Genomic DNA, 24,965 nt, shown 5'->3' with positions numbered 1-24,965 from the left:
ACCGAACTGTTGCAAACATCAATGTGACCGGTTTGTGGGCACGACATTATCAGGATGGATTTCGGCTGCCATCAACCCCTTGTCGCCAGGCCCGAAGCGCACCAGAACGACCTGCCCCGGCCTCAATTCTGTCAGGCCGAAGCGGCGCAATGTTTCCATGTGAACAAATATATCCTCGGTGCCCTCGCCGCGGGTCAGGAAGCCGAACCCTTTGGTGCGGTTGAACCACTTGACCAGTGCACGCTCCAGACCGCTCGTCGCCGTCACCTGCACATGAGTGCGCACCGGCGGCATCTGTGATGGATGAACTGCCGTCGACTGGTCCATGGAAAGGATGCGGAAGGCCTGATAACCGCGATCGCGTCGCTGGATCATCGCCACGATGCGTGTGCCTTCGAGAATGGTCTGATATCCGTCGCGGCGCAGGCAGGTCACGTGCAGCAACACGTCCTGCATGCCGTTGTCCGGCACGATGAAGCCGAAGCCCTTGGCCACGTCGAACCATTTCACGACGCCGGTAATCTCGATCAGATCAACCGGTTCACCCGCAAATTCTTCGAAACTGGCAATGCCCTTCGATGACATTCTGTCTGCCATACCTGTCGGCCCCTCGGTTACGCGCCACACATGACGGTTAACTGATTCTTAGAGGATAGATTAACATTGCGCCAACCGTCCAGCGCAAGTCTCGTGTTCTTCTTATTCACGTCCTTTCTATTCGCGGTGGCTTGCTCCAGGCTGGCGGCTGTTCCATATCGAAGGTGGCGAAAACGCTTAAATCGAGGGATCCAAATGCGATATCTCCACACTATGGTCCGGGTCAAAGACCTGGATGCCTCCCTTCATTTTTATACAACTTTGCTCGGCCTGAAAGAAGTCCGCCGAATCGAAAACGAAAAGGGCCGGTTCACCCTCGTTTTCCTCGCGGCAGGCGACGATATCGATCAGGCGACAGCCAATCAGGCACCCTGCCTGGAACTCACCTATAACTGGGACACCGAGGACTATACGGGCGGCCGAAATTTCGGCCATCTCGCCTACGAAGTCGACAATATCTATGAATATTGCGAGCATCTGCAGAAGAACGGCGTGACCATCAACCGGCCACCGCGCGAAGGTCGCATGGCCTTTGTGCGTTCTCCGGATGGCATCTCATTCGAAATCCTCCAGAAAGGCGGCAATCTTCCGGTTGCTGAGCCATGGGCTTCGATGCCGAATATCGGCAGCTGGTAATGACTTTTGACGGCGGCGCATTCGTGTCGCCGTCAACCACTCAGGGTCCACGCAAGCTTAAAGGTGATGATTGAAGATACGCGATTCGCGGCTTCAATCTTTCTCACCAGCCGGAAGGCCAGAGCGTTGACGACCATATTTCCCGCCCATTTTTCCCGTTCCGCCACAGGCACCGTCATCAGGCAGATTGCGCTGACCGGAATTCTGATCACCCTGCTCGGCAGTTGCGCCACGACAAAAAAAGTGGCCGAGGCAGATGATGCGAGCCAGGCGGATACCGCAGCGGCGGCGGTCGACATGCTCGCAAGGGGCGGAACCGCGACAACAGGCTCCCAAAGCGCTTATGTCGATCCGATGGTGACAACCGCACATGGCCGCAAGATCCCTCAGAAGGGAACGCAGGTTATGGGCATGCGGGCAATTGCCGGCGGCACGCCCACCCACAACGCGCTGACACAGACCTATTCGCCCCTCCAGGCATCGATCGCAGGCGCGGTAACCGAACCGACCGGCGTGCGTGCCGGCAATACAAGCATCTTTTCCGGGCACGCCCAGGCGGCTGGCCCGGAAATGGCGGCGACAACGACGACCGGCTCGACTGCGCTCGATTCCCCCTATCCTGCAGCAAGAGCCATGCCGGCTGGCGGCGTGAACGCAATGACGCGCAGCGTATTCAGCACCGGTACGCCCGTCGCTTGTGGCAACGACGCCAATGGAAACATGATAAGCTGCTGATTTCACGAGCGCTTCTCTTGTTTCACACAAGTTTCTACCGCTTGTCATTTTTTTGCAAAAAAGATCGTTTTGCAGCTTGCGGGAAATAAATCCCCTCTCTATAAGGCACCACAGCACGCGCCCTTCGTCTATCGGTTAGGACGTCAGATTTTCATTCTGAAAAGAGGGGTTCGACTCCCCTAGGGCGTGCCACTCCCCCTCCGCCAAGTCATTGTTAGAATTACCCAATTACCATCTGATGGCAGTTTGGAATTTTTCTTAATTTGACCTTTGAAAAGTGCATTTTTGCGCTTGCGGTCTTCAATCGACGCCCCTATAAGGGCGCCACAGCACGCGCCCTTCGTCTATCGGTTAGGACGTCAGATTTTCATTCTGAAAAGAGGGGTTCGACTCCCCTAGGGCGTGCCACTCCCCCCTCCGCCAAGTCATTGTTCAAGCGAGCCTATTCGGCTTTGTGGATATTTTTGTTTTTCTGCACAAGATGGCGAAGACACGCATTTTTCGCTTGCGATATTCGCTCTTCCCCCCTATGAGAGCGCTCACCGCACGCGCCCTTCGTCTATCGGTTAGGACGTCAGATTTTCATTCTGAAAAGAGGGGTTCGACTCCCCTAGGGCGTGCCACTTTCTTACCCCAAAAATCGGAAAATCATTTTGCCAGCACTGCATCCAGCAGGCGCAACTGTATCCGTCGACTGCCCTGCCAATAGTCCGCGCTAAGGCTTCCAGCGGCATGGATCTGCAGGCCGCGGGATTTCATCAGGAGGTCGCCCAGAGGTGTCTCTGCGGCACGGAAAGCGATCCCATCCAGGCGTGAGCCGTCCATTGCTTCCAGCGTGATCTTGATATGAGCGGTGCCCACCGGACGGACATCCCTCAGGCGATGGGAGGGAATGGCGAAGATCGGCTGCGGATGACCCGACCCATAGGGCCCGGCTTTTTCCAGCTGGTCGAAAAGGTCGAGGGTCGCACCTGATGCCGACAGAGCGCCGTCGATCTTCAATGAGTGGCTCGAGACAAGAGACGGCACGCGCGAGGCGGCGCTCTCCTCAAAAAATGCCCTCAGCGCTCCCAACTTGCTGCGCTCAACAGTGAGGCCAGCTGCCATGGCATGACCGCCACCTTTCACCAGCAGGCCGTCTTCCACGGCCGCGCGCACCATATGGCCCATGTCGAAACCATTGATAGAGCGGCCGGAGCCGGTGCCTTTCCCTTGCGAATCGAAGGCGATCGCGAAAGCCGGGCGCTTGAATTTCTCCTTCAGCCTAGCTGCAAGCAAACCGACGATGCCGGGATGCCAGCCTTCATGTGCAGTGACCAGAACATTGGCGCCCTCGCCGTCTCCATATTCGGCCAGCACTTCGGCTTCCGCTTCGGCGAGCATCGCCGCTTCCATCGCTTGGCGATCCCGGTTGAGTTCGTCGAGGCGGGCTGCGATTTCCTCTGCCTGCACGCTGTCTTCCAAGGTCAGGAGGCGGCTGCCGAGCGCTGCATCGCTGATGCGTCCGCCGGCATTGATGCGCGGACCTATGAGAAAACCGAAATGATAAGGCGTAACCGGTCCCGATAGGCCGGCCTTCCTGAAAAGTGCCGCGAGGCCGAGATTTGTCATATGGCGGGCCGCAATCAGCCCCTTGACCACGTAAGCTCGGTTCAACCCCTTGAGCGGCACAACATCACACACTGTCGCGAGCGCCACGAGATCGATCCATGCAAGAAGATCGAGATTTGCCGCTCGTCGGTCTCCGGCTTCACGCAGAAGACGCGCGGTGGCTACAAGAACCAGAAACACTACGCCGGCGGCACATAGATGTCCCTGCCCCGACAAATCGTCTTCGCGATTGGGATTGACGAGCGCGACCGCTTTCGGCAGTTCGGTTCCTACCTGGTGATGATCGATCACCACGACGTCACATCCCTTCGCCGCGGCGGCGGCAAGCGATTCGTGGCTGGTCGAACCACAGTCGACGGTGACAATCAGGCTCGCACCGCGTGCGATCAACTGTTCCATGGCGGCAGCATTCGGGCCGTAGCCTTCGAATATGCGGTCAGGAATATAGATTTCGGCATCGATGTCGAAATGTTTCAGGAAGCGATAAAGCAGCGCCGAAGACGAGGCTCCGTCGACGTCATAGTCGCCGAAGATGGCGACACGTTCGCGCCGCCGGATCGCTTCGAGAATTCGCGCCGAAGCCTTGTCGCAATCCGTCAGCGTCAATGGATCGGGCATTAGCGAGCGGATGGTCGGATCCAGAAATGCCGGAGCGTCATCCAAAGCCACGCCACGGCCGGCAAGAACACGGGCGATGATCTCGGGAATTCCATGGATTTGGGCGATTGCCAGCGCACGGTTCTGTGCTGCCTGATCGAGCCTGGACATCCAGCGCTGCCCGGATGCAGACCGCTCAACACCTAGAAATGCCCTCTGGACGGGATCCGCGGGTTCCTGGGGCGTTAAAGCGGTAAATGTCTTTGTCGTCATCGGCTATCCATAGCCGACGACGTGCAGAAGCGGAAATGCTTTCGCGTCAGAGCCAGTTGTGAATCAACAACCACACTGCAGCGAACATAGACGCCGATGCGACAGCGAGGATAGCGACAACAAATGAGCCCGCCCTTTCAGGTTCGCCATCGTCTTCGCCAACCAGATCCTCGTTGAACGAATAAACAAGCTTCAGATACGGCACACTGCCGTGCCCGCTCTGACGCTTGGGTCGGCCATAAAGGCCGTCACTCATATCAATAGACATCACGCAAACGCCTCCTCCTGCGATGGTGAATGAGGAGAGTGTACGGTGATTTTCTCCCTGCGACCAGTCATCAAACTGTCATTCGGGAATATTTTCACAAAATACTAAAATAGAGCCAAAGCGCATCGCACCCTGTCAGGTTTACACGCTACTCTTTGGCTTGTTGTTCTCGGCCGTTGTTACGCAGCCGGCCCGAGATTTTTCAGGAAGCGCGGGGTCGCTCGATGCGGATCACCTGCGGCTCGCCGACGAGATAGGTCTCCTGCTTGATCCCCTCGACTGCCTTGCGGATCGATGCTTCGGTGGTGGCGTGGGTGACGAGGATGATCGTCTTGGAGGTGTCTGTCTGCGCAGGCTTCGGCCGCTGGACGATCGATTCCAGCGAAATATTGTTCTCCGCCATGCGGGCCGCGACGCTTGCAAAAACGCCGGTGCGGTCGGCAACCGTCAGGCGGATGAAGTACCCGCCTTCATGGCTGCGCATCCGGGCCTTCTGGTAGGGAGCGAGTGCGACTGCCGGAGTGCCCAGAACAGGCACGCGCTGCGCGCCGGGCTGGCTCTTGGCAATGTCGGCAATGTCGCCGAGCACGGCCGAGGCAGTCGCATTGCCGCCGGCGCCGGGGCCGACCATCAGAAGTTCGCCCAGGATATCGGATTCAATCGCCACGGCATTGGTGACGCCGTCGACCTGTGCGATCACGCTGTCATGCGGCACCATGGTCGGGTGAACGCGCTGCTCGATACCGCTTTCGGTGCGCTGGGCAACGCCGAGCAGCTTGATGCGGTAACCGAGATCGGCAGCGGCCAGAATGTCGTCGATCGAGATATTGGTGATGCCTTCGAGATAGATCTCGTCGGCTGCGATCTTTGTGCCGAATGCAAGAGTCGTGAGGATCGCCAGCTTGTGGGCCGTGTCATTACCCTCGATATCGAAGGCGGGATCGGCTTCGGCATAACCGAGACGCTGGGCTTCCTTCAGGCATTCCGCAAAGGACAGACCTTCCTTCTCCATCTTGGTAAGGATGTAGTTGCAGGTGCCGTTCATGATGCCATAGACGCGCGAGACGGTGTTTCCCGTCAGGCTCTCACGCAGCGCCTTGATGACCGGGATGCCACCGGCAACGGCGGCTTCGAAGTTCAGGAGAGCGCCCTTCTCCTCGGCGATCGTCGCAAGCTCGACGCCAGAAGCCGCCAGAAGCGCCTTGTTAGCGGTCACCACGTGCAGGCCGCGCTCCAGTGCAATCCGGACGGAATCGGCCGCGGCACCCGTGGCGCCACCCATCAGCTCGACGAAGACATCGATATCGGCTTCGGCTGCAAGCTTTTCCGGTGTTTCGAACCACGCCATGCCGGACATGTCGAAGCCACGGTCACGGTTGCGGTCGCGGGCGGTAATGGCAGTGATCTCGATCGCTCGTCCGCATGTCACGGCCAGTTCATTGGCACGTGTCTGGATGATCTTGACCAGCGAAGCACCCACGGTTCCAAGACCCGCGATGCCGACTTTGAGGGCGTCTGCCATTTCGCATTCCCGATGTTTGAAAAAGCGGCCACGAACGGGCCGCTTGAGGATTATGACGGTCGATGACCGACTTAGCGATGCGTATTCAACGAAATGACGTTGTGCATCGTCTCGTCGACGGTCGAGAAAAACTTCTTGATATTACGGGCCGCCTGGCGGATCCGGTGCTCGTTCTCGACAAGTGCGAGGCGCACGTAATCGTCGCCCATTTCGCCGAAACCGATGCCCGGAGCGACCGCGACATCAGCCTTTTCGACGAGAAGCTTGGAAAATTCAAGCGAGCCGAGGTGACGGAACTTTTCCGGGATCTTTGCCCAGGCGAACATGGTGGCAGCCGGCGGCGGCACTTCGAAACCGGCCTTGCCGAAGCTGTCGACCATCACGTCGCGGCGACGCTTGTAGACATTGCGGACTTCCGCAATATCGGAACCATCGCCGTTCAGCGCGTGGGTCGCGGCAACCTGGATCGGTGTGAACGCGCCGTAATCCAGATAGGATTTCACTCGCGTCAGCGCTGCGATCAGGCGCTCGTTGCCGACGGCAAAGCCCATGCGCCAGCCCGGCATGGAGAAGGTTTTCGACATCGAGGTGAACTCGACGCAGACATCCATCGCGCCCGGAACCTGAAGAACCGACGGCGGCGGGTTGTTGTCGTCGAAATAGATCTCGGAATAGGCAAGGTCGGACAACACGATGATGTCGTGTTTCTTGGCGAAAGCGATGACATCCTTGTAGAAATCGAGGCTCGCCACATAGGCCGTCGGATTGGACGGATAATTGATGATCAGCGCCAGCGGCTTGGGGATCGAGTGCTTTACCGCACGCTCAAGCGGCGGGAAGAAGCTGTCGTCCGGCTCTACCGACATGGAGCGGATCACACCGCCTGCCATCAGGAAGCCGAAGGCGTGAATCGGATAGGTCGGGTTAGGGCAAAGAATGACATCGCCGGGCGCGGTGATCGCCTGCGCCATGTTGGCAAAGCCTTCCTTCGACCCGAGGGTCGCGACAACCTGGGTATCTGGGTTGAGCTTCACACCGAATCGGCGGGCATAATAGGCGGCCTGCGCACGACGAAGGCCCGGAATGCCCTTGGAGGACGAATAACGGTGGGTGCGCGGGTCCTGAACCACTTCGCACAGCTTGTCGACGATCGCCTTAGGCGTCGGGAGGTCCGGATTGCCCATGCCGAGATCGATAATGTCCGCGCCACCCGCTCGCGCGCTGGCCTTCAAACGGTTGACCTGTTCGAAAACGTAAGGCGGCAGTCTGCGGACTTTATGAAACTCTTCCATCTCTCTTCCCATTGGCGCACGAAGCAGCAATTGAGCGACATCAATGTGTCGCATCCGATTGCTTTGCGGCCAAACAGGACGAAAGGCAAGTGCTAAGACAGGCGACGCGTTACTTAGAGATATCGTTCAGCGCGTCGGTGCCGTGATCGGCCGCCAGTTTCCTGTATTCGGCGACACGCCTTTTATACTCGGCCTCGCTGATCGAGCCGCTGCGACGGGCGCGTGCGAGCGCTGCCATGCGGGGCTCGGACTTGTTGTAATCCTCGTCCTCGATCTGCTCATTGGCGGCAAGAAGTGTGCGATCGAAGGTCGGATAGGTTCCGGTATCCTTCTTGACCAGCGGACCCGGTGCACGTTCGGTCTTCGACTGGGAAATCACGGCCGGCGGTGCGGTGTTGGGTATACCGTCGTCAAGCGCAAAGCTCTGGCTGTTGCAGGAGGCCAGCAGCGGCAATAGAGCCAGAGGTGCCGCGACAGACAAACATCCGATCCCGCGCTTTAGAATTCCCATGGCCTGCCCCATCTCCGTCAATGCCGTCATCGGACCCTGTCCGACCCTGACGCGGGCGGTGATCCGCCGTCGTCGTCCTTTCCGGCACTTGTATTCGGTTTCGGGCGCGATGTACAAATGAAAACAACGGTCATGCACGGGAGGCTGCGATTGGCGCAAAAGTCCGACGATCACGGGCATTCCGGACAGGAATTTCCGGGCTTCGATACGCGTTTCTTCGAAGCCTATGCGATCAAGGACCCTCAGTCCCTGATGATGAATGCTGCGCGGGCATTCGAGAATCTGGGGCGCGCCGCCTCCGAATGGCTCGGTCCGCGTGAACGCGGCGAGACATCGGACGATCTTTTCGCCGGACCGATCGGCGATTTCATCAAGACCATGTCGGCGCTCACAGAATACTGGACTTCCGACCAGAAACGCATGCTCGAGGCGCAGACACTGCTTCTGTCGACCTACTTCGAGATCTGGATGCGCAGCATTCAACAGGCGAGCGGGCGGCAAGAAAACAGCGCCGAAGCAGAGATGGCGGCAAACAAGGACCGGCGCTTTGCCGACGAGGACTGGTATCGCAACCCATTCTTCTCTTTCCTGCGGCAGGTCTACCAGGCAAGCTCCTCCTGGGCCGAAAGGCTGGTGAGCGAGGCAGATGGACTGGACGAGATCACCAAGTACAAGGCCCGATTCTATGTAAGGCAGTTCACCGCCGCGTTTTCACCCAGCAATTTCGCGATGACCAATCCGGAAGTGTGGCGCGCGACGGTGGAAAGCCAGGGCATGAACCTCGTCACCGGCATGCGGATGCTGACCGAAGACGTGATCGCCGGTGGCGGGCATTTGCGACTGCGCCAGACGGATGCCACCCGGTTTTCCGTCGGCAACAACCTCGCGATCACACAGGGAAAGGTGATCGCCCGCAACGAGCTTTGCGAGATCATCCAATATGCGCCTTCGACCGAGACGGTGTTCAGACGGCCGCTGGTGATCGTGCCGCCCTGGATCAACAAGTTCTACATACTCGACCTGACGCCTGAGAAAAGCTTCATCAAGTGGTGCGTCGATCAGGGGCATACGGTGTTCGTCATCTCCTGGGTCAACCCGAACCGTGACCATGCGGCAAAAGACTGGGAATCGTACATTCGCGAAGGCATCGACTTTGCGCTCGATACGGCTGAGAAGGCGACAGGAGAGAAGCAGGTCAACGCGATCGGTTATTGCGTAGGCGGGACGTTGCTTTCCGCAGCGCTTGCCTGGCATGCGCAGAAAAAGGATACGCGGATCGCTTCCGCAACGCTTCTCACCGCTCAGGTGGATTTTGCCGAGGCCGGAGAGTTGAAGGTGTTCGTCGATGAGGAACAGCTTGCCGTCATCGAAGCGCAGATGAAGGCAAGCGGTTATCTGGCGGCGTCGCAGATGGCGGCCGCCTTCAACCTTCTCCGTTCGTCGGAGCTGATCTGGCCCTATGTCGTCAACAACTACCTCAAGGGCAAGGAACCGATGCCCTTCGACCTGCTATACTGGAACTCCGATTCGACGCGGGTCGCGGCCGCCAACCACTCCTACTACCTGCGCAACTGCTATCTCGACAACGCGCTCTCTGCCGGCCAGATGAAGCTCGGCGGCGGCGCGATCGATCTCCGTGACATAACTATCCCGATCTACAATCTCGCCACCCGCGAGGATCACATCGCCCCTGCCCGCTCGGTCTTTCGCGGCAACGGCCTGTTCGGCGGGCCGGTCGAATTCGTTCTCTCCGGCTCCGGGCATATTGCCGGCGTCGTCAACCCGCCGAGCCGGACGAAATATCGTTATTGGGCCAAAGGCGCAGCGGCCGAGACGCTGGACGGTTGGCTGGAAGATGCGACGGAAACCGCCGGCTCCTGGTGGCCGCACTGGCAGGCATGGGTGGAAGCGCAGGAAACCACCCGTGTACCAGCCAGAATCCCTGGCGACCACGCTCTGTCACCACTTGGTGACGCACCCGGCACCTATGTTCTGGCGCGCGCCTGACGGATCTTTCATGCGTTTTCATCCTCCTCTTATTCCCGCCACGCTGGTGCAGCGCTACAAGCGCTTTCTGTTCGACGCCATCCTGGAGGACGGCACGCCGATCACAGGCTCCTGCCCCAATACAGGCTCGATGCGCGGACTGACGACACCCGGATCGCGGATCTGGCTTTCCGAGCACGACAGCCCGACGCGCAAATACCGGCATGTCTTCGAGATGATAGAGGCTGAGGGCGAAGTGGTCGGCGTCAATACCGGCATGCCGAACCGGCTGACGGAGGAAGCGATCCGCGCCGGCCTGATCCCCAGCCTTTCCGGTTACACGACAATCTTGAGAGAGCAGAAATACGGCCGCAACTCGAGGATCGATTTCCTGCTGAAGGGCGACGGCCTGCCGGATGCTTATGTTGAGGTGAAGAACGTCCATTTCAGCAGGCAAGCTGGATTGGCCGAGTTTCCCGATACGGTGACCAAGCGCGGCGCCAAACATCTGGAAGAACTCGGAGACATGACGGATGCGGGTCACCGCGCAGTGATGATTTATCTGATCCAGCGATCGGATTGCCAAAGCTTCTCGATCTGCTCCGATCTTGATCCGTTTTATGCCGCGGCATTCGCCCGGGCACAGAACCGTGGTGTCGAGGCATACGCGCTCAAATGCGCGGTTTCTCCCGAAGGAATAGAACCGCTGGATCTGATCGAAATGAAGCCCCTGCCGGGAGGAATGCGGTCGGAGTTATTGTTCGCCATGGACTAAGGCGGGCGTGCTGCATTATGAACGGGGGAACGATTGAGAGAAATATGATGGTCAATTATATCGAGGCGGTTTCCGCCCCCCCAAAGAATACGGGTGCAATCCGTCTTTACAACACGACCGACGACTTTGCCGGCATGCGCAAGGCGTGTCTTCTGACCGCGCGTTGCCTCGACGAACTCGCTTCGATCATCAAGCCGGGCATCACCACCAGCGCGATCGACCGGTTCGTCTTCGAATTCGGCATGGATCACGGCGCGCTTCCCGCGACGCTGAACTATCGCGGTTACAAATATTCGGTCTGCACATCGATCAATCATGTCGTCTGCCACGGCATGCCGGACGACAAGCCGCTGCGTGAAGGCGATATCGTCAATATCGACGTCACCTATATTCTCGACGGATGGCACGGCGATTCCAGCCGTATGTACCCCGTCGGGCAGATCAAGCGCGCTGCCGAGCGTCTTCTGGAAGTGACGTATGAATGCCTGATGCGCGGCATTGCCGTGGTCAAGCCCGGCGTGCGAACCGGTGCGATCGGCGAAGCGATCCAGACCTACGCGGAAGCGGAGCGCTGCTCCGTCGTGCGCGATTTCTGCGGCCATGGCGTCGGGCAACTGTTCCACGATTCGCCGAACATCCTGCATTACGGCCGATCCGACGAAGGGCCGGAACTGAAGGAAGGCATGATCTTCACGATCGAGCCGATGATCAATCTCGGCAAACCGCATGTGAAGGTTCTTGCCGACGGCTGGACGGCGGTCACCCGCGACCGGTCGCTTTCGGCACAATATGAACATACGGTCGGCGTTACTGCCACGGGCTGCGAGATCTTCACTCTTTCGCCCGGTGGTTTCGACCGCCCCGGCCTTCCGCCGCTCGAAGGCTGATCCATGAACAAGCGCCCCGCCTCCTCGCAAGATTCGCATGAACCGACCGAGGAGACGGGCCGCGACGACCTGTTCGCCGACGAGCGCGGTTATTTTGCCGAACATGTAGCAAAACGGGCGCCGCTCAAGGCGGATCAGTTGCCCGGAGCCGACGAACATTATCTCGGACACCGCGAGCGGTTGCGCGACAAATACCGCGACCATGGCGATACATCGCTGGCCGACTACGAAATCCTAGAACTCCTGCTGTTTCGTTCGATCCCACGCCGGGATACCAAGCCGCTGGCGAAAGCGCTGCTCGCCCGCTTCGGCTCGCTTGCAGGCGTGTTCGGCGCTCCGGCGAGCCTGCTGCAGGAGGTCAAGGGGATCGGCGAGAGCGTGGCGCTCGACCTGAAACTGGTCGCGACGGTCGGCCAGCGGATTTTGCGAAGCGAGCTTCGGGAAAAGCAGGTTCTCTCGTCGTGGTCATCGGTGATCGATTATTGCCATGCGGTGATGGCCTACGAAGCCCGCGAGCAGTTCCGCATTCTTTTTCTCGACAAGCGCAATGCGCTGATCGCCGATGAAATCCAGGGCAAGGGAACGGTCGATCACACGCCTGTCTATCCGCGCGAGGTGGTGCGGCGGGCATTGGAGCTTTCCGCCACCGCCATCATTCTCGTTCACAATCATCCAAGCGGGGACCCTACCCCGTCACGCGCCGATATCGACATGACGAAAACGATCGTGGATACGGCAAAGCCGCTCGGCATTACCGTCCACGACCACATCATCATCGGCAAGGACGGTCATGCCAGCCTCAAGGGATTGAGGCTGATCTGAGCCCTCGCCCGTTTCATCCGGCGAAATAGGCGTCCTGATCGAGATCTTCCAGCAGACCAGGCTGGTTCGGTTTCCATTTCAGCCGTTCTTTCGTTTTCGCGCTCGATGCCGGGCTGTCCATGCCGGCGAAATGGGCGAACCAGTCGAAATGCGCCGCGGCTTCCTCATGGGACTTGGAGACGACCGGCACATCCAGACGACGGCCGATCAGCTCGGCAATCTGCCTGAACGGAACACCTTCTTCCGCAACCGCATGATAACGCGGCTCGAGCGCTCCCCGCTCCAGCGCCAGACGGTAGACCGTCGCGGCATCGAGCCGATGCACTGCCGGCCAGCGGTTTTCGCCATTGCCGACATAGCCGGAAACGCCTGTCTCGCGCGCCCTGGCAATCAACATCGGCACAAAACCGTGATCACCGGCTCCATGGACCGAAGGCGGCAGGCGGATCAGGGAGGCTTTCACCCCGCGCTCGACAATTGCCGCAACGGCCTCTTCGGTGGCGACACGCGGGATGACGGATGAGCCGACATTCGGCAGATCATCTTCCGTGGCTGGACGACCTAGCTGAAGCAGGCCCGTGCCGGATGTCACCAATAAGGGACGATCGGATCCGGCCAACTCATCACCAAAGGCTGCGATGATCCGTCGATCCGCCTCGCAGTTCTCCTTGAATCTCGAAAAGTCGTGATTGAAACCGGTATGGATCACCGCATCTGCGGCAGCCGCGCCGGCCTGAAGGCTGGCGAGATCATCCAGAGACCCACGGTGAACCTGGGCTCCGGCAGCCTGCAGCGAGGCGCTGCCGGATTCGGAGCGAGACAGGCCGAGGACCTGATGGCCGGCTGAAACAAGCTCGCGTACGACCGCGGTACCGACAAAACCCGTTGCACCCGTAACGAAGACACGCATATGAAAACCTCATGCTCGCATGTTGACGAATGTCGGATATGATCCGGATACGGGCAGTAAAAGCCGTGATCTTATACCGGTATCGGGACTAACAGGCTGACGACAATGGCAGAGGCGATCGACAAAGCACGGGATGACAATCCGCTTGGAAGCTACCTGAAGGATCGCCGGGCAAAGCTAGATCCAGCGGAATTTGGTATCGAGACAAGACGGCGCCGTACGCCCGGTCTTAGGCGCGAAGAAGTTGCCCAGCGCGCCAATGTCAGCGCCACATGGTATACGTGGCTGGAACAGGGACGCGGCGGCTCGCCGTCGAGCGATGTATTGGACCGGCTCGCCAGGGCGCTGGCGCTCACCAGCGCCGAACGCGAACACCTTTTCCTGCTGGCACAACACCGACCGCCGGAAATTCGTCACCAGCCGTTCGAGCCCATATCGGCGCAATTGCAGCGGGTTCTGGATGCGATGACATTCAGCTCGGCGGTGCTGCGCACCGCGCTTTGGGATGTCGTCGGCTGGAACGCGGCGGCAAGCGTTGTCATGACCGACTACGCTCTCCTGCCGCCGGAAGATCGCAACATTCTGAAGCTGATTTTCTGCAACGAGCGGGTTCGCGGACATATGGTCAACTGGGAACGGGATGCTCGCTCGGCGGTTGCGTCTTTCCGTGCCGAAGCGATCAAGGCGGCACCTGCACAAGCTCTGCAGGCGATGGTCGAGGATCTCAGCCAGGCAAGCCCCGAGTTCAGCGCGATCTGGCAGGATTACGACATTCAGAACTATGGTGCCGGAACAAAACATTTCCGCCACGAGATCGCCGGCGACCTGATGATGGAATATTCCTCCTTCACGGTCGATGGCCGGCCAGATCTCGGCCTTGTCGTGTTCACACCGATGACCGAAGCAGATGCCAAGCGCGTCAGGCAGTTGCTCGAGACCGCGCGAAACGGCCGATAACCACCGGCAAACACTCGAAAACCGTCATCACTGCACCGCACAATAATCGTATCTTTAGACAGGCTTGGACCTTGCCCACGCAATTGTCTTTTGTCATTTTCGAAACATTGCCGCATGCAATCAGAATTTTAGAATAGTCGTGTAGATCAGGTCTGGTTGTTTTGGCTGGCGGGACCAGCGAGTTCTAAACGGAGAATTTCATGCACCAGTACGACCTCATCGTGGTTGGCAGCGGCCCGGCGGGACGGCGTGCTGCCATCCAGGCGGCAAAGCTCGACAAAAAAGTGCTTGTCGTCGAGCAGGGTCGACGCGTCGGCGGGGTATCGGTTCATACCGGCACAATCCCGTCAAAAACGCTGCGAGAGACCGCACTTAATCTTTCCGGCTGGCGCGAACGCGGCTTTTACGGCCGCTCCTACAGGGTCAAGCAGGAGATCAGTGCGGAAGACCTGCGCCGGCGCCTGCTGATCACGCTCGACCACGAAGTTGATGTTCTGGAACATCAGTTTGCCCGTAACAGAGTTCAGCATATTCGTGGCAAGGCGAGCTTCGTTTCGAAGGATACGATGCAGATCGTCAAGGATGACGACGACACAGTTCACGTCACGGGCAAAAGCATCCTTCTGGCGGTCGGTACCCGCCCCTATCGCCCGGACTCGATTCCGTTCGACAACAAGACTGTTCTCGACAGCGACGAATTGCTGGAGATCCACAACCTGCCTCGCTCGATCGTTGTGATCGGCGCCGGTGTCATCGGCATCGAATACGCGACGATCTTTTCCGCGCTCGACGCTGCGGTTACCGTCATCGATCCGAAATCGACGCTTCTCGATTTCATCGACAAGGAAATCATCGAAGACTTCACCTATCAACTGCGTGACCGCAACATGAAGCTTCTGCTCGGGCAAAAAGCCGAGAAAGTGGAAAAGCTTCCGGACGGCAAGATTGCCGTAACGGTTGATACCGGCCGCAGGATCGTTGCCGACATGGTGCTTTACGCCGCCGGACGAGTCGGTGCGACGGATACGCTGAACCTTTCCGCCGCGGGACTTGAAGCAGACAGCCGAGGTCGTCTGCGCGTCAACCCGGAAACCTTCGAGACCGCCGTTGCAGGCATCTATGCCGCCGGCGACGTTGTCGGTTTTCCGAGCCTTGCCTCCACGTCGATGGAACAGGGACGGATCGCGGCCCGTGTTGCTGTCGGCGCGATGGCAAAGGAGCCGCAGAAATATTTCCCTTACGGCATCTATGCCGTGCCGGAGATTTCGACCTGCGGCCTGACAGAGGAAGAGATGCGGGAGCGCGGCATTCCCTATGAATGCGGTGTTGCCCGGTTCCGCGAGACTTCGCGCGGCCACATCATGGGGCTCGACAGTGGTCTGCTGAAGCTGATCTTCTCGCTGAAGACGCGGCGCCTGCTTGGCGTGCATATCGTCGGCGAAGGTGCGACCGAACTGGTTCACATCGGTCAGGCAGTGCTCAACCTCAAGGGCACTGTCGAATATTTCGTCGAGAACACTTTCAACTATCCGACGCTCGCAGAAGCCTACAAGATTGCCGGCCTCGATGCCTGGAACAGGATGGGCGAAAAGCGGACGGGAGACACGCCTGCCGAAACCGTTCAACTGACGGATGCCGCTACACCGACAACGGTTGAGGCGAATGTTACCGTCGAAAAGAAGAAGGCATCTTCGAAGTAATCGACATTCGCAACCTACAGAAAAGCCGCTCCTTTCGGGGCGGCTTTTTTTTGCGGCCTGTTTTGACCGGCAGATACAAAAATGGCCCCATAAGGGGCCATTTCCGCAAATTTCGTCGCGATTAACGCGAGTAGAATTCGACGACCAGCGACGGTTCCATGATGACCGGGTACGGTACATCCGAGAGAGCCGGTACGCGAGCGTAGGTGGCAACCATCTTGTTGTGGTCGACTTCGAGGTAATCCGGAACGTCGCGTTCAGCGAGCGAAACGGCTTCGAGAACCGTTACGAGCTGCTTGGACTTCTGGCGAACTTCGATAACGTCGCCGGCCTTGCAACGGTAGGAACCGATGTTGACGCGAACGCCGTTGACCGTAACGTGGCCGTGGTTGACGAACTGACGGGCAGCAAAGACCGTCGGAACGAACTTGGCGCGGTAGACGATGGCGTCCAGACGCGACTCGAGCAGACCGATCAGGTTTTCACCGGTGTCGCCCTTGCGACGGTTGGCTTCTTCGTAGATCGCGCGGAACTGCTTCTCGCGGATGTCGCCGTAGTAGCCCTTCAGCTTCTGCTTTGCGCGGAGCTGAACACCGAAGTCGGAGAGCTTGCCCTTGCGGCGCTGGCCGTGCTGGCCCGGGCCGTATTCGCGGCGGTTAACCGGGGACTTCGGACGGCCCCAGATGTTTTCGCCCATACGGCGGTCAATTTTGTACTTGGACGATTCGCGCTTGCTCATCGCATTTCCTTTCGAACGGTTGCACCGGTTTGTTGCCAAACCGGATGAAGGAAACACGCCCTCCTCTGAACCTCGTTTTGGAAGTTCTGACAGGCTTCTCACGAAAGCGATCGGAGAGTGCCACGGGACATGTCAAATGAAACACCGGGCGTTGCCACCCGGTGCTGGGCCGGTCTTTAGGGGGCTGTCATGGAATTGTCAACTGCGGAAGGACCTTAAGCAGTTTATTCCGCTGCGATCTTGAGATCGCCCTCATCAGGAGCTTCAGCGGCACCCGGAGCCGTTTCAGCCTGCAAGTCCGGGAAGGCGACGATGCGTTTGCCGGCGAAATCGGTGTGCACGACGATCAACCCCTGCTCCTCGAAATAACCGAGAAGGCGGCGGGCGCGGCGGGCGGAATGCGTTCCATAGGCGCGGGCGATGCGGGCGTCAGACGGGCAAGGCTCGGCGCCGAGTGCTGCCTTTGCCATCATCAGGAATACGCCCTGCAGGTCATCGGACACGCCATTCGACAGCGAGAGCACGGTCGCCCAGCTCTCGCTTGCCGCCATGGTGGCATCGACGCCAGAACGGGCGATCGCGGTGCGGCGGCGGAAATCGCTGAGCGAGATCGGCGGGCCGGGCAGACGACGCATGCGGGCGCGCACGAGAAAATCCTGATAGAGCACGCTGTCAGTGCGGTAGGCCGATTGCGGATCATCGAGGATTTCCGACATCACCGCCGTCAGCCGCTCCTCGCGCTCTTCCTCTGTCAGTTCCGGCATGGCCACGCGTGGCTCGTTCGCCGCAGGCTGGCTTGCCGCAGGCGCCGAACGCGAGAGTTCAGCCAGAATATCGGTCGTCGGACGCGGTGTCGGCGTCGGACGGCGCACGGCGGTAATCGGCCGGGCGAATTCTTCCGGATCAGGCGTGAAGATCAGGTCTTCGACATCCTGCGGTGCATCCGGCAGCGGCATCAGCTTGGGACTGGAGGAGCGCGCTGAGGTTTCGACATTGCCGATGACGATCGGCAGCGGACGGCGCGACAGAGCCGGCCCGAGCGCCACGAAATTGCCGCGCTTCAGGTCGCGGAACATTTCGGCCTGGCGGCGATCCATGCCGAGAAGATCGGCCGCGCGCGCCATGTCGATATCAAGGAAGGTGCGGCCCATCAGGAAGTTCGAGGCTTCGGCAGCAACGTTCTTGGCAAGCTTTGCAAGGCGCTGGGTTGCGATGACGCCTGCGAGACCACGTTTACGGCCGCGGCACATCAGGTTGGTCATCGCGCCGAGCGACATCTTTCTGGCGTCTTCGGAAACATCGCCACCGACGGAGGGGGCGAACATTTGCGCTTCGTCGACAACCACGAGAACCGGATACCAGTAATCGCGATCTGCATCGAACATGCCGTTGAGGAAAGCGGCTGCGGCACGCATCTGCTCTTCGAGATCGAGACCCTCGAGCGTCAGCACGCAGGAAACGCGGTTCTTGCGGATGCGGTTGGCGATGCCGGCAAGCTCGGCTTCGGTACGCTCGCCATCCACGACCACATGACCGTATTTGTCCGACAGAGTGACAAAGTCGCCTTCCGGATCAATGACGACCTGCTGCACCCACGGAGCTGACTGCTCCAGCAGACGGCGCAGAAGATGCGACTTGCCCGAACCGGAATTGCCCTGGACAAGCAGACGCGTCGCCAGAAGCTCCTCGATATCGAGCTTGGCCGGCGTACCACCGGTCACAGTTCCCATATCGATGCCGACTTGCACTATGCTGCCCTCGTATGCCCAAGATTTACGTCTTGTCGGCGGTCTCGCTGCGGTAAGGCAGTGCGCCGACCCCTCCCCTTAACAGAGATCGAGATTCGTTTCTTCGGGAAAGAGAGAAAAATCAACAGGCATTAAGATCAGAGCTTTGCGATCAGGCGGCGGCCCGCTTGAAGCCGAGTGACAGAAGCCCCGCACCGATCATCAGCGACCCGCCGGTGCGATTGACGATACGCTGGACTTTGGGCTTGCGGATCGTGTTGCGCGCCATGGAGGCCAGAAGCCCGTAGAGCGCGGCATTGATGGTTGCCAGAACCAGGAAGGTCACTTCGAAAACAGCCATCTGGAAGAAGAGCGGCCGCGTCAGATCGAGGAACTGCGGCAGGAAGGCAACGAAAAAAACGATGCTTTTCGGGTTAAGCGCCGTCACCGCATAGGTATGGAGGAAAACGCGAAATGGTCGGACGACAGGCCCATCGGCATCTTCGACGACTGCCTCCTGTCCGGACACCGGCGCGCGCCATAGCTTGATGCCCAGATAGATGAGATAGGCGGCACCGACCCATTTCAACACGGTGAACAGCATGGCGGATGTTGCGAGCAGCGCACCGAGGCCAAGCATGGAGGCGGTCATGGCGGTGAAATCGCCGAGCGCCACGCCGGCCACGGTGGCGCTCGCCACCTTGCGGCCATGGCTCAGCGCGTAGGAAATGACAAGAAGGATGGTTGGTCCCGGAATTGCCAGCAGCACGGCGGATGCGGCAACGAATGCAAGCCAGTGTTCGAACGACATGGGCGTTTCCTCGGATGGATAATGAGATCAAGTCACGGAAAGATCAGCGTGACAAGTGGGCGTTTCAGGCGTAGCGGCGCCAGCTGTAGAGAATGTCGGGCTCGTGTTCTTCGTTGTCAGCGCCATCGGTTTCGCGAACGGCCTCGAACCCCTTACTTTCATAAAAACGCCGGGCACCGGCATTCTTCTGAAATGTCCAGAGATTAAGGCGAACATGACTGGCCGTGACTAGACCAAGAAGGCGCGAACCGATGCCCCGCCCCTGCATATGCGGCAGGATATAGAGCTGATCGACCCAGCCTTGGCGAAACGCGATGACGCCGAGCAGCCCATCCTGTCGCGCAGCACCCCAGATGACGCAGTTCGAGAACAGGTATCCCGACCAGAAAACCCGATCCTCTTCCCGCTTGTGAAGGCCCGCAAGCCATGGAAGTTGCGCGTCGAATGCGGTGCGAAACACATTCGACGCGGCCTCCATGTCTGCAAGGGCCAGTTGGCGGAAGGTCAAACCGTCGTTCACAGGTAGTTCCTCCAGTCGACGAACCGGGACTGCAGGACAAAATCGACCTCAGGAACATTCTCGGGCAGGCCGATATCCCGAAGCATGTGATTGTCGAGATCCGACGAACGGTTCGCAGAAAACGGCGAAGAGCGCCTGACGAGGGTCGCGACAAGTGCCCGGATCAGACGCCATGGACCGTGGCGCCGGTGGAGAGCATCCATTTCTGCCGACAGAACGTCGGCAACCATTACGTGCATTTCACGCATAGCTTTTCCGCCCCGTCTCGCGAGTGCGAGCGGGTCCTTTCGTGGTTTGGAAAGACGCGCGCGGAAGTGCAGACGGCAAGTACCGTCAGGCGGATAGACCGGTCACGTCAAATCGAGTTTAGATCGAGAAAATTGCCAAAAGGCGGATTCCAGGCGTTATCAGCCGTGGAAAGCAAGTCCGAGAAGATTGCGCGGGTAATTTACCCGCACGGTTCGGACCAATCCGCCAGAGAGGCGCATATAAGCAGAATATGTATTCATGGATGCTCTCCCTTGTTTGGGTTGCGGATGCTGGAACATTGCACGGTCTTTTCAAACGCGCAAGCACTCACAATCGAAAATTGCATTGAAAGGCGATTTTGTTGCGCGACGGCAACAGTTAACGATCAGGCGGTATCTCAGCCGGTGCGAAGACCAAAACCCTGCATGAGGCGACGGGTGGCAAAATCCGGGTTGCCCGAGGTGAAGACGGCAAAGTCGAGACCTTCGGGATGTTCGACGCCCTCGATGAGCGGCGCCTTGCGGCGCGCCTGTCTTGCAATCGCTTCGGCAGGGTCGAGCCAGTCGACCGGCCAGGGAGCGAGACGGCGGAAGAGATTGGCCATGAAGGGATAATGGGTGCAGGCGAGCACGACGATATCGGTCTTCTCGCCATCCTTCTCGACAAAGCAGGGGGCGATTTCGGCAAGCACCTCGTCATCGGCTATCGCCTCGCCGCGGATATAGCTTTCCGCCATGCGGGCGAGGTTTTCGGATCCGACGAGACGGACATGACACTGGGTGGCGAAGGACTGGATGAGATCGCGCGTATAGGCGCGCTTGACTGTGCCGGGCGTTGCCAGAACGGAGACAAGCCCCGAGCGGGTGCGCTCGGCCGCCGGTTTGATCGCCGGCACCGTGCCGACGAAGGTCATGTCGGGGAATTTCTCGCGAAGAGCGGCACCGGCTAGAGTAAAGGCCGTATTGCAGGCGATGACACAGATTTCCGGCCTGTGTTCCGCAAGCAGCTTTTCGAACAGCGAAAGAATGCGCTCCTGCAATGCACCCTCCTCCCAGCTTCCGTAGGGAAAGGCCGCGTCATCGGCGACGTAGACGAAGCCGCGTTCCGGCATCAACACGCGCGCCTCACGCAGCACCGTCAGCCCACCGATGCCCGAATCGAACACCAGTATCGGCTTCAGTTCATTCGCCGCTGTCATTCCCCTCTGTCTCCCCTGCCTCTGAGGCCTTCTTCTGTCTCGGCACCGTCTTTTTCGGCCACTGCCGCGGGAAGCGATCAAGCGAATTGATCACCCCGCGAAACACGCTGATCTCCTGTTCGGAAAAAGCCCGACGCGACAGGACGGCCCGAAGGTTGTCGATCATTTTTGGCTTTTTTTCTGGCGGATGGAAATAACCGCGGGCATCCAGCGCCTCTTCGATATGCTCGAACATGCCGAGCACCTGTTCCTTCGTCGAAGGGTTCTGTTCGATCGGCTGGAAGCGTGTCTCTTCAAGGTCGTCGATGCCCGACTTCATCCAGTCATAGGACATGAGAAGCACGGCCTGGGCGATATTGAGCGACGCGAAGGCGGGGTTTACCGGAAAGGTGACGATCTCGTCGGCAAGCGCCACTTCTTCATTGTTAAGGCCCCAGCGCTCGCGGCCGAAGAGGATGCCGGTCTTTTCGCCTGCCTTGAATTTTTCCCGCAGGGTGGCTGCAGCAAAGACGGGTGAGCGGACCGGTTTGAAGCCGTAACGCTCCCGCGCTGTCGTCGCATAGACGAAATTGAGATCACTGATCGCCTCTTCCAGCGTGTCATAGACCTTGGTGCCGTCGATGACGTGATCGGCCTTGGAGGCGGCAGAGCGCGCCTTTTCATTCGGCCAGCCATCACGCGGGTTGACGAGGCGGAGTTCGACGAGGCCAAAATTGGCCATGGCGCGGGCGACCATGCCGATATTTTCGCCGAGTTGCGGCTCGACCAGAATGATCGCCGGTCCTTCGGCAATGAGTTCACGTTCGCTATTGGTGCCCGACATATTCGTTTCCGCTTGTTCTTGAAGCCGGGCAATAGACCCGTCGGACAGTAACGGCAAGCCGGTTATTGGCTCTTTTGCTCATCTGCAGCCGGTGGATAAAGGCGGTTGAGCAGATTGGTGACCATATCCGCCCCATGTGCGGCGCCGTGCCCCGGTGCCGGCAGATTGCCGCTTGCAGCAGCATGACGCGACGTCTTGATGGAAAAACAGTCCGCCTTCCTGGCTGCGGCCTTTTCCAGCGCCTGCCTTGCATTATCGATCGCGCGGTGCAGTTCCGGGTCGTTGCCGTTTTCAGCATTTGCAAAATCCCGCGCCAGGATCCGGGCCCAATAGGAGGTGGCGAGGAAAATCGCCAATGTCTGGCGGATCGGCCCCGGCCGGGTGACCAGCGACCAAGCGCTGCCCAGCGGACGCGCTGCAACGGTCAGGTCTCGGTAAGTCTCATCGAGGCGGTTCGACAATTCGATCAGCCGGTAGCGGCCTTCCCCCTTGTCCACCGCCTCCAGTAATTGTCCGAGCGCGTCGTACCATCGGGCAAGCGCCAGTTCGACGGTCGAGCGGGTGGAGGATGGAAAGATGACGAAGGCGACAAACATGCCGGCGATTGAGCCGATCACCGTTTCCTCCAGCCGCAGCAACAGGACCTCATATGTAAGCTGGCCGATCAGGCCATAGACGAGGCATAGCACGATGGTGACGAAGAAACTCAGGAGCGCGTAGGAGACCTGCAGGTAATAGAAGGCCAGAAATACACAGACGGCCGCAAGGCCGACAGTTGTAGTCGTGTGACCGGAAAGAAGCGTCGCCAAGGCAAGGCCGATGGCAACGCCGAGCAGCGTACCGACCGATCGCTGAATCGCCCTCAGCGCCGCGTCGCCGCGCGAGCGGGTGTTGTTAAACACGAGAAATGCGGTCAGCACGGCCCAGAACCAGCGGTCGCGGGACAGAAGCAGCCCGAAGACCATGGCGATGCCGGAGGCGATGGTGATCTGGACAGCTGCGCGGACGAGCGGGTTCTTCCACGAAAAGTCAGGTTTAACAGTCGGTCCCGTCTGCGGTATTTCGCCAAAAGCCATCAATTGCTGGAATGCCCGATCGTTGGCCGCCTCACGCAGCGCGAAGGAAGCCCGCTGTAGCCATAACAGCGCGTGAACGCTGCGCCGTGCCGGGTCATCATCGCCCGCAAGATCCGGATCGTCCGCGATCCGCTTTGCCGCAACGGCATCGCCATGAAGAACGGCATGAAGCAGAGCCGCAGGCGGCAAGGCCCCCAGCGACTGTACGATGACGCTTTCGGCGGCGAGGTGAAGATCGAATATGGCGATAGAGACGGCCATGACGGGACTGTTGTCACTGGGCATGGAAGCGTCGGCATTACGCGGGAGAAGGCCTTCCGCCATCAGCACCACGTCCTTCAGCTGTTCTTCCATCTGGCGCAGTTCGAAGCGGTCTTTCTCCGTCAGGGTTCCGCTCGCAGAAAGGCTGGCAAGTCGCATCAGCATATCCGAAACACGATGCTCTATCGCCCGAAGGGTCTTGGCGAGATCGCGACGCCAGTCGTCAACCAGCAGGTATTTGCGGATCAGGTGCCCGAAGGCGACGGCAAAAAGCGGACCCAATGCCGCAAGCGGCAGTTCAGAAAATGTCGGTCGCAAATACGCGCCGATGAAATAGGAAATGAAGGCGAACATGCCGACTGCAAAACCGCGTGGACCGAACACGCGCGCAAGGCTCGCAGCCAATATCACGCACAGGAATGTCAGGTCGGCGACAATCCGGTAAGGCTCCAGTGCTGCCGCAAGCGTGATGCAGAAAAGGCTTGCTGCACAGCCCATCAAGCGCGTTGTCAGCTGGTCGCCAGGCCTCTTGTCCTTTACCGCAACGCCGCCTTCGATCGACAGCACGATCGCCAGCGCATAGGAAATCGACGGCAGCGGCGTTACCGCCACATGAATGGCGATCAGGGTGAGGATCGAGGCGAGGATGGTGAGCGTCACGCGCGCTCCCATCTTCACCCGTGACAAGGCGGGATCATGGGCCAGCAGACGATCAGCAAAGGTCATGACCATCCGCCGCGCCCTAAACATCGATTGTATCATTCCGAAAGCCGGGCATGCCCGGCATCACTCGCCCTTGGCGATCGACTGCATTTCCTCGACGACGCTATCGCTTTCACCATCGGCCACGCGGTGGATGTCGTCGATCACGGGCTTGCCGCCCTCATCGATCACATCGAAATGCACTTCGGAGACCGTGTCCTTCAAATCGGCGTCATCGATGCAGGTCCATTGCTTGAATGTGACCTTAAAATCCGTTTTGCCATTCGCGGCCACGCCCGGCGCCATGACGATATCCTGCAGCGGGCAGCCATCCTGCGAGGCGGTGACGACATCGTAACCGAAAGGATCGCCTGGCTGGTTGTTTTCCGTTTCATAGGCCGGGTGCTTGGCGGCATCGGCATAGGCCGTCTGGAAACGCTTACTGAACAGGCGTGCCAGTGGCTCCGGATCGAAGATGAACTTCCAGTCGCTGTCATTGCTGTTCCAGTTGTCCTCGGTGACCTTCATCACCTCCTTGACCGGATCCACGGGTTCGGCAGCGACCGAAACCGTGGACAGAAACGACAGGGCAAGAGCGAGCGGCAGAGTTCGCATGGCGGTGATCCGTATTCGAAGCGATTTGCGCGGACATTACCCCTCGGCCTTTATTTGGCAATGACCATTCTTGCTGTTTTTCAAAGCCGAACGGCGCCTGCGTTGAAATCTCACAGAAAAGCCGCCAATCCCCGTCTCACGGCTTTGCACACCTGCCCTGCGATG

24 protein-coding genes and 3 tRNA genes are annotated in these 24,965 nt (G+C 59.2%); 11 read left to right on the top strand and 16 right to left on the bottom strand.

The genetic code is table 11. From position 1 onward, the window contains the following. Positions 1 to 18 precede the first annotated feature (18 nt). Positions 19 to 597, bottom strand: coding sequence for a cold-shock protein (locus tag HNQ72_RS00790; RefSeq protein ID WP_148146447.1), 579 nt, complete (start codon positions 595 to 597; stop codon positions 19 to 21). A 195-nt stretch (positions 598 to 792) separates the two neighbouring features. On the opposite strand from HNQ72_RS00790, the gene gloA reads away from it, so the two are divergent. From gloA to HNQ72_RS00765, 5 genes are all read left to right on the top strand, one after another. Then, on the top strand, positions 793 to 1,233 hold the full coding sequence (gene gloA / locus HNQ72_RS00785) for a lactoylglutathione lyase (protein WP_183989140.1): 441 nt from the start codon (positions 793 to 795) through the stop codon (positions 1,231 to 1,233). A 126-nt stretch (positions 1,234 to 1,359) separates the two neighbouring features. Beyond that, complete coding sequence (locus tag HNQ72_RS00780; RefSeq protein ID WP_183989139.1) at positions 1,360 to 1,968, top strand: hypothetical protein; 609 nt, start codon at positions 1,360 to 1,362, stop codon at positions 1,966 to 1,968. Positions 1,969 to 2,085: 117 nt separating this feature from the next. Continuing rightward, a tRNA-Glu gene (locus tag HNQ72_RS00775) sits at positions 2,086 to 2,160 on the top strand. A 141-nt stretch (positions 2,161 to 2,301) separates the two neighbouring features. After that, positions 2,302 to 2,376: transfer RNA gene (locus tag HNQ72_RS00770), tRNA-Glu, on the top strand. Positions 2,377 to 2,516: 140 nt separating this feature from the next. Next, positions 2,517 to 2,591, top strand: a tRNA-Glu gene (locus HNQ72_RS00765). A gap of 25 nt (positions 2,592 to 2,616) precedes the next feature. Here HNQ72_RS00765 and recJ read toward each other — a convergent pair. The 5 genes from recJ to HNQ72_RS00740 all read right to left on the bottom strand — a co-directional run bounded on the left by recJ (position 2,617) and on the right by HNQ72_RS00740 (position 8,072). Then, entirely contained in the window at positions 2,617 to 4,449 is a 1,833-nt protein-coding gene (gene recJ / locus HNQ72_RS00760; protein WP_183989138.1) for a single-stranded-DNA-specific exonuclease RecJ, read from the bottom strand. A 46-nt stretch (positions 4,450 to 4,495) separates the two neighbouring features. Further along, positions 4,496 to 4,717, bottom strand: a complete 222-nt coding sequence (locus tag HNQ72_RS00755; protein ID WP_183989137.1) for a hypothetical protein — start codon at positions 4,715 to 4,717, stop codon at positions 4,496 to 4,498. Between the two features lie 202 nt (positions 4,718 to 4,919). Continuing rightward, entirely contained in the window at positions 4,920 to 6,239 is a 1,320-nt protein-coding gene (locus HNQ72_RS00750) for a homoserine dehydrogenase (RefSeq protein ID WP_183989136.1), read from the bottom strand. 71 nt (positions 6,240 to 6,310) lie between these two features. Next, positions 6,311 to 7,531, bottom strand: coding sequence for an LL-diaminopimelate aminotransferase (locus tag HNQ72_RS00745; RefSeq protein WP_183989135.1), 1,221 nt, complete (start codon positions 7,529 to 7,531; stop codon positions 6,311 to 6,313). A 109-nt stretch (positions 7,532 to 7,640) separates the two neighbouring features. After that, positions 7,641 to 8,072, bottom strand: coding sequence for a hypothetical protein (locus HNQ72_RS00740; protein WP_183989134.1), 432 nt, complete (start codon positions 8,070 to 8,072; stop codon positions 7,641 to 7,643). Positions 8,073 to 8,174: 102 nt separating this feature from the next. Between HNQ72_RS00740 and HNQ72_RS00735 the strand changes: the two genes are divergently transcribed. Genes HNQ72_RS00735 through radC form a run of 4 tightly spaced genes read left to right on the top strand, consistent with a single transcriptional unit; the run spans position 8,175 to position 12,512 of the window. After that, positions 8,175 to 10,049 carry a PHA/PHB synthase family protein gene (locus HNQ72_RS00735; protein WP_183991185.1) on the top strand — a complete coding sequence of 625 codons (1,875 nt, stop codon included), beginning with the start codon at positions 8,175 to 8,177 and terminating at the stop codon, positions 10,047 to 10,049. 10 nt (positions 10,050 to 10,059) lie between these two features. Continuing rightward, complete coding sequence (gene sfsA / locus HNQ72_RS00730; RefSeq protein WP_183989133.1) at positions 10,060 to 10,803, top strand: DNA/RNA nuclease SfsA; 744 nt, start codon at positions 10,060 to 10,062, stop codon at positions 10,801 to 10,803. A 47-nt stretch (positions 10,804 to 10,850) separates the two neighbouring features. Continuing rightward, positions 10,851 to 11,690: a type I methionyl aminopeptidase gene (map, locus tag HNQ72_RS00725; protein ID WP_183989132.1), complete on the top strand. Its 840-nt coding sequence runs from the start codon at positions 10,851 to 10,853 to the stop codon at positions 11,688 to 11,690. 3 nt (positions 11,691 to 11,693) lie between these two features. Then, entirely contained in the window at positions 11,694 to 12,512 is an 819-nt protein-coding gene (radC, locus tag HNQ72_RS00720; protein ID WP_183989131.1) for a RadC family protein, read from the top strand. Between the two features lie 13 nt (positions 12,513 to 12,525). On the opposite strand, the gene HNQ72_RS00715 is transcribed toward radC, so the two are convergent. Further along, positions 12,526 to 13,422, bottom strand: a complete 897-nt coding sequence (locus HNQ72_RS00715) for an SDR family oxidoreductase (protein ID WP_183989130.1) — start codon at positions 13,420 to 13,422, stop codon at positions 12,526 to 12,528. 105 nt (positions 13,423 to 13,527) lie between these two features. On the opposite strand from HNQ72_RS00715, the gene HNQ72_RS00710 reads away from it, so the two are divergent. Next, positions 13,528 to 14,379 carry a helix-turn-helix transcriptional regulator gene (locus HNQ72_RS00710; RefSeq protein ID WP_183989129.1) on the top strand — a complete coding sequence of 284 codons (852 nt, stop codon included), beginning with the start codon at positions 13,528 to 13,530 and terminating at the stop codon, positions 14,377 to 14,379. 200 nt (positions 14,380 to 14,579) lie between these two features. Further along, positions 14,580 to 16,079, top strand: coding sequence for a Si-specific NAD(P)(+) transhydrogenase (gene sthA / locus HNQ72_RS00705; protein WP_183989128.1), 1,500 nt, complete (start codon positions 14,580 to 14,582; stop codon positions 16,077 to 16,079). Between the two features lie 121 nt (positions 16,080 to 16,200). Here the strand turns inward: sthA and rpsD are convergent, their stop codons facing one another. The 9 genes from rpsD to HNQ72_RS00660 all read right to left on the bottom strand — a co-directional run bounded on the left by rpsD (position 16,201) and on the right by HNQ72_RS00660 (position 24,800). Then, complete coding sequence (gene rpsD, locus HNQ72_RS00700; protein ID WP_148146435.1) at positions 16,201 to 16,818, bottom strand: 30S ribosomal protein S4; 618 nt, start codon at positions 16,816 to 16,818, stop codon at positions 16,201 to 16,203. Positions 16,819 to 17,042: 224 nt separating this feature from the next. After that, positions 17,043 to 18,566 carry a helicase HerA domain-containing protein gene (locus tag HNQ72_RS00695; RefSeq protein ID WP_183989127.1) on the bottom strand — a complete coding sequence of 508 codons (1,524 nt, stop codon included), beginning with the start codon at positions 18,564 to 18,566 and terminating at the stop codon, positions 17,043 to 17,045. 151 nt (positions 18,567 to 18,717) lie between these two features. Further along, the gene (locus tag HNQ72_RS00690) at positions 18,718 to 19,356 is read right to left on the bottom strand and encodes a LysE family translocator (RefSeq protein ID WP_183989126.1); all 639 of its coding nucleotides are present in this window, start codon (positions 19,354 to 19,356) and stop codon (positions 18,718 to 18,720) included. A 64-nt stretch (positions 19,357 to 19,420) separates the two neighbouring features. Continuing rightward, on the bottom strand, positions 19,421 to 19,876 hold the full coding sequence (locus tag HNQ72_RS00685; RefSeq protein WP_244654256.1) for a GNAT family N-acetyltransferase: 456 nt from the start codon (positions 19,874 to 19,876) through the stop codon (positions 19,421 to 19,423). Then, positions 19,873 to 20,124 (bottom strand): hypothetical protein, encoded by a 252-nt coding sequence (locus HNQ72_RS00680; RefSeq protein WP_183989125.1) that lies wholly within the window; start codon positions 20,122 to 20,124, stop codon positions 19,873 to 19,875. The genes HNQ72_RS00685 and HNQ72_RS00680 overlap by 4 nt, the downstream gene beginning before the upstream one ends. Positions 20,125 to 20,522: 398 nt before the next feature. Continuing rightward, entirely contained in the window at positions 20,523 to 21,323 is an 801-nt protein-coding gene (gene murI / locus HNQ72_RS00675; RefSeq protein WP_183989124.1) for a glutamate racemase, read from the bottom strand. Then, entirely contained in the window at positions 21,307 to 22,146 is an 840-nt protein-coding gene (locus HNQ72_RS00670) for an RNA methyltransferase (RefSeq protein WP_183989123.1), read from the bottom strand. Before HNQ72_RS00670 ends, murI begins: the two co-directional genes overlap by 17 nt. 62 nt (positions 22,147 to 22,208) lie before the next feature. Next, a complete protein-coding gene (locus HNQ72_RS00665) occupies positions 22,209 to 24,209 on the bottom strand; it encodes an FUSC family protein (protein WP_244654255.1) in 2,001 nt (666 codons plus the stop codon). 60 nt (positions 24,210 to 24,269) lie between these two features. Beyond that, positions 24,270 to 24,800, bottom strand: a complete 531-nt coding sequence (locus tag HNQ72_RS00660; RefSeq protein WP_183989121.1) for a hypothetical protein — start codon at positions 24,798 to 24,800, stop codon at positions 24,270 to 24,272. Positions 24,801 to 24,965 lie beyond the last annotated feature (165 nt).

This window comes from Aliirhizobium wenxiniae, from assembly GCF_014201355.1.
GTDB lineage: Bacteria > Pseudomonadota > Alphaproteobacteria > Rhizobiales > Rhizobiaceae > Neorhizobium > Neorhizobium wenxiniae.
This window is presented reverse-complemented; position numbering and strand designations above follow the sequence as displayed.

Bases quoted from the DNA above. Each gene is read 5' to 3' on its own strand.
- HNQ72_RS00670 (WP_183989123.1), bottom strand. From the start codon at position 22,146: ATGTCGGGCACCAATAGCGAACGTGAACTCATTGCCGAAGGACCGGCG.
- HNQ72_RS00665 (WP_244654255.1), bottom strand. From the start codon at position 24,209: ATGACCTTTGCTGATCGTCTGCTGGCCCATGATCCCGCCTTGTCACGG.
- HNQ72_RS00680 (WP_183989125.1), bottom strand. From the start codon at position 20,124: ATGCGTGAAATGCACGTAATGGTTGCCGACGTTCTGTCGGCAGAAATG.
- sthA (WP_183989128.1), top strand. From the start codon at position 14,580: ATGCACCAGTACGACCTCATCGTGGTTGGCAGCGGCCCGGCGGGACGG.
- HNQ72_RS00710 (WP_183989129.1), top strand. From the start codon at position 13,528: ATGGCAGAGGCGATCGACAAAGCACGGGATGACAATCCGCTTGGAAGC.
- HNQ72_RS00745 (WP_183989135.1), bottom strand. From the start codon at position 7,531: ATGGAAGAGTTTCATAAAGTCCGCAGACTGCCGCCTTACGTTTTCGAA.
- HNQ72_RS00750 (WP_183989136.1), bottom strand. From the start codon at position 6,239: ATGGCAGACGCCCTCAAAGTCGGCATCGCGGGTCTTGGAACCGTGGGT.
- map (WP_183989132.1), top strand. From the start codon at position 10,851: ATGGTCAATTATATCGAGGCGGTTTCCGCCCCCCCAAAGAATACGGGT.
- HNQ72_RS00660 (WP_183989121.1), bottom strand. From the start codon at position 24,800: ATGCGAACTCTGCCGCTCGCTCTTGCCCTGTCGTTTCTGTCCACGGTT.
- HNQ72_RS00715 (WP_183989130.1), bottom strand. From the start codon at position 13,422: ATGCGTGTCTTCGTTACGGGTGCAACGGGTTTTGTCGGTACCGCGGTC.
- recJ (WP_183989138.1), bottom strand. From the start codon at position 4,449: ATGACGACAAAGACATTTACCGCTTTAACGCCCCAGGAACCCGCGGAT.
- HNQ72_RS00740 (WP_183989134.1), bottom strand. From the start codon at position 8,072: ATGACGGCATTGACGGAGATGGGGCAGGCCATGGGAATTCTAAAGCGC.
- HNQ72_RS00690 (WP_183989126.1), bottom strand. From the start codon at position 19,356: ATGTCGTTCGAACACTGGCTTGCATTCGTTGCCGCATCCGCCGTGCTG.
- HNQ72_RS00755 (WP_183989137.1), bottom strand. From the start codon at position 4,717: ATGTCTATTGATATGAGTGACGGCCTTTATGGCCGACCCAAGCGTCAG.
- HNQ72_RS00790 (WP_148146447.1), bottom strand. From the start codon at position 597: ATGGCAGACAGAATGTCATCGAAGGGCATTGCCAGTTTCGAAGAATTT.
- rpsD (WP_148146435.1), bottom strand. From the start codon at position 16,818: ATGAGCAAGCGCGAATCGTCCAAGTACAAAATTGACCGCCGTATGGGC.
- murI (WP_183989124.1), bottom strand. From the start codon at position 21,323: ATGACAGCGGCGAATGAACTGAAGCCGATACTGGTGTTCGATTCGGGC.
- HNQ72_RS00735 (WP_183991185.1), top strand. From the start codon at position 8,175: ATGCACGGGAGGCTGCGATTGGCGCAAAAGTCCGACGATCACGGGCAT.
- radC (WP_183989131.1), top strand. From the start codon at position 11,694: ATGAACAAGCGCCCCGCCTCCTCGCAAGATTCGCATGAACCGACCGAG.
- gloA (WP_183989140.1), top strand. From the start codon at position 793: ATGCGATATCTCCACACTATGGTCCGGGTCAAAGACCTGGATGCCTCC.
- sfsA (WP_183989133.1), top strand. From the start codon at position 10,060: ATGCGTTTTCATCCTCCTCTTATTCCCGCCACGCTGGTGCAGCGCTAC.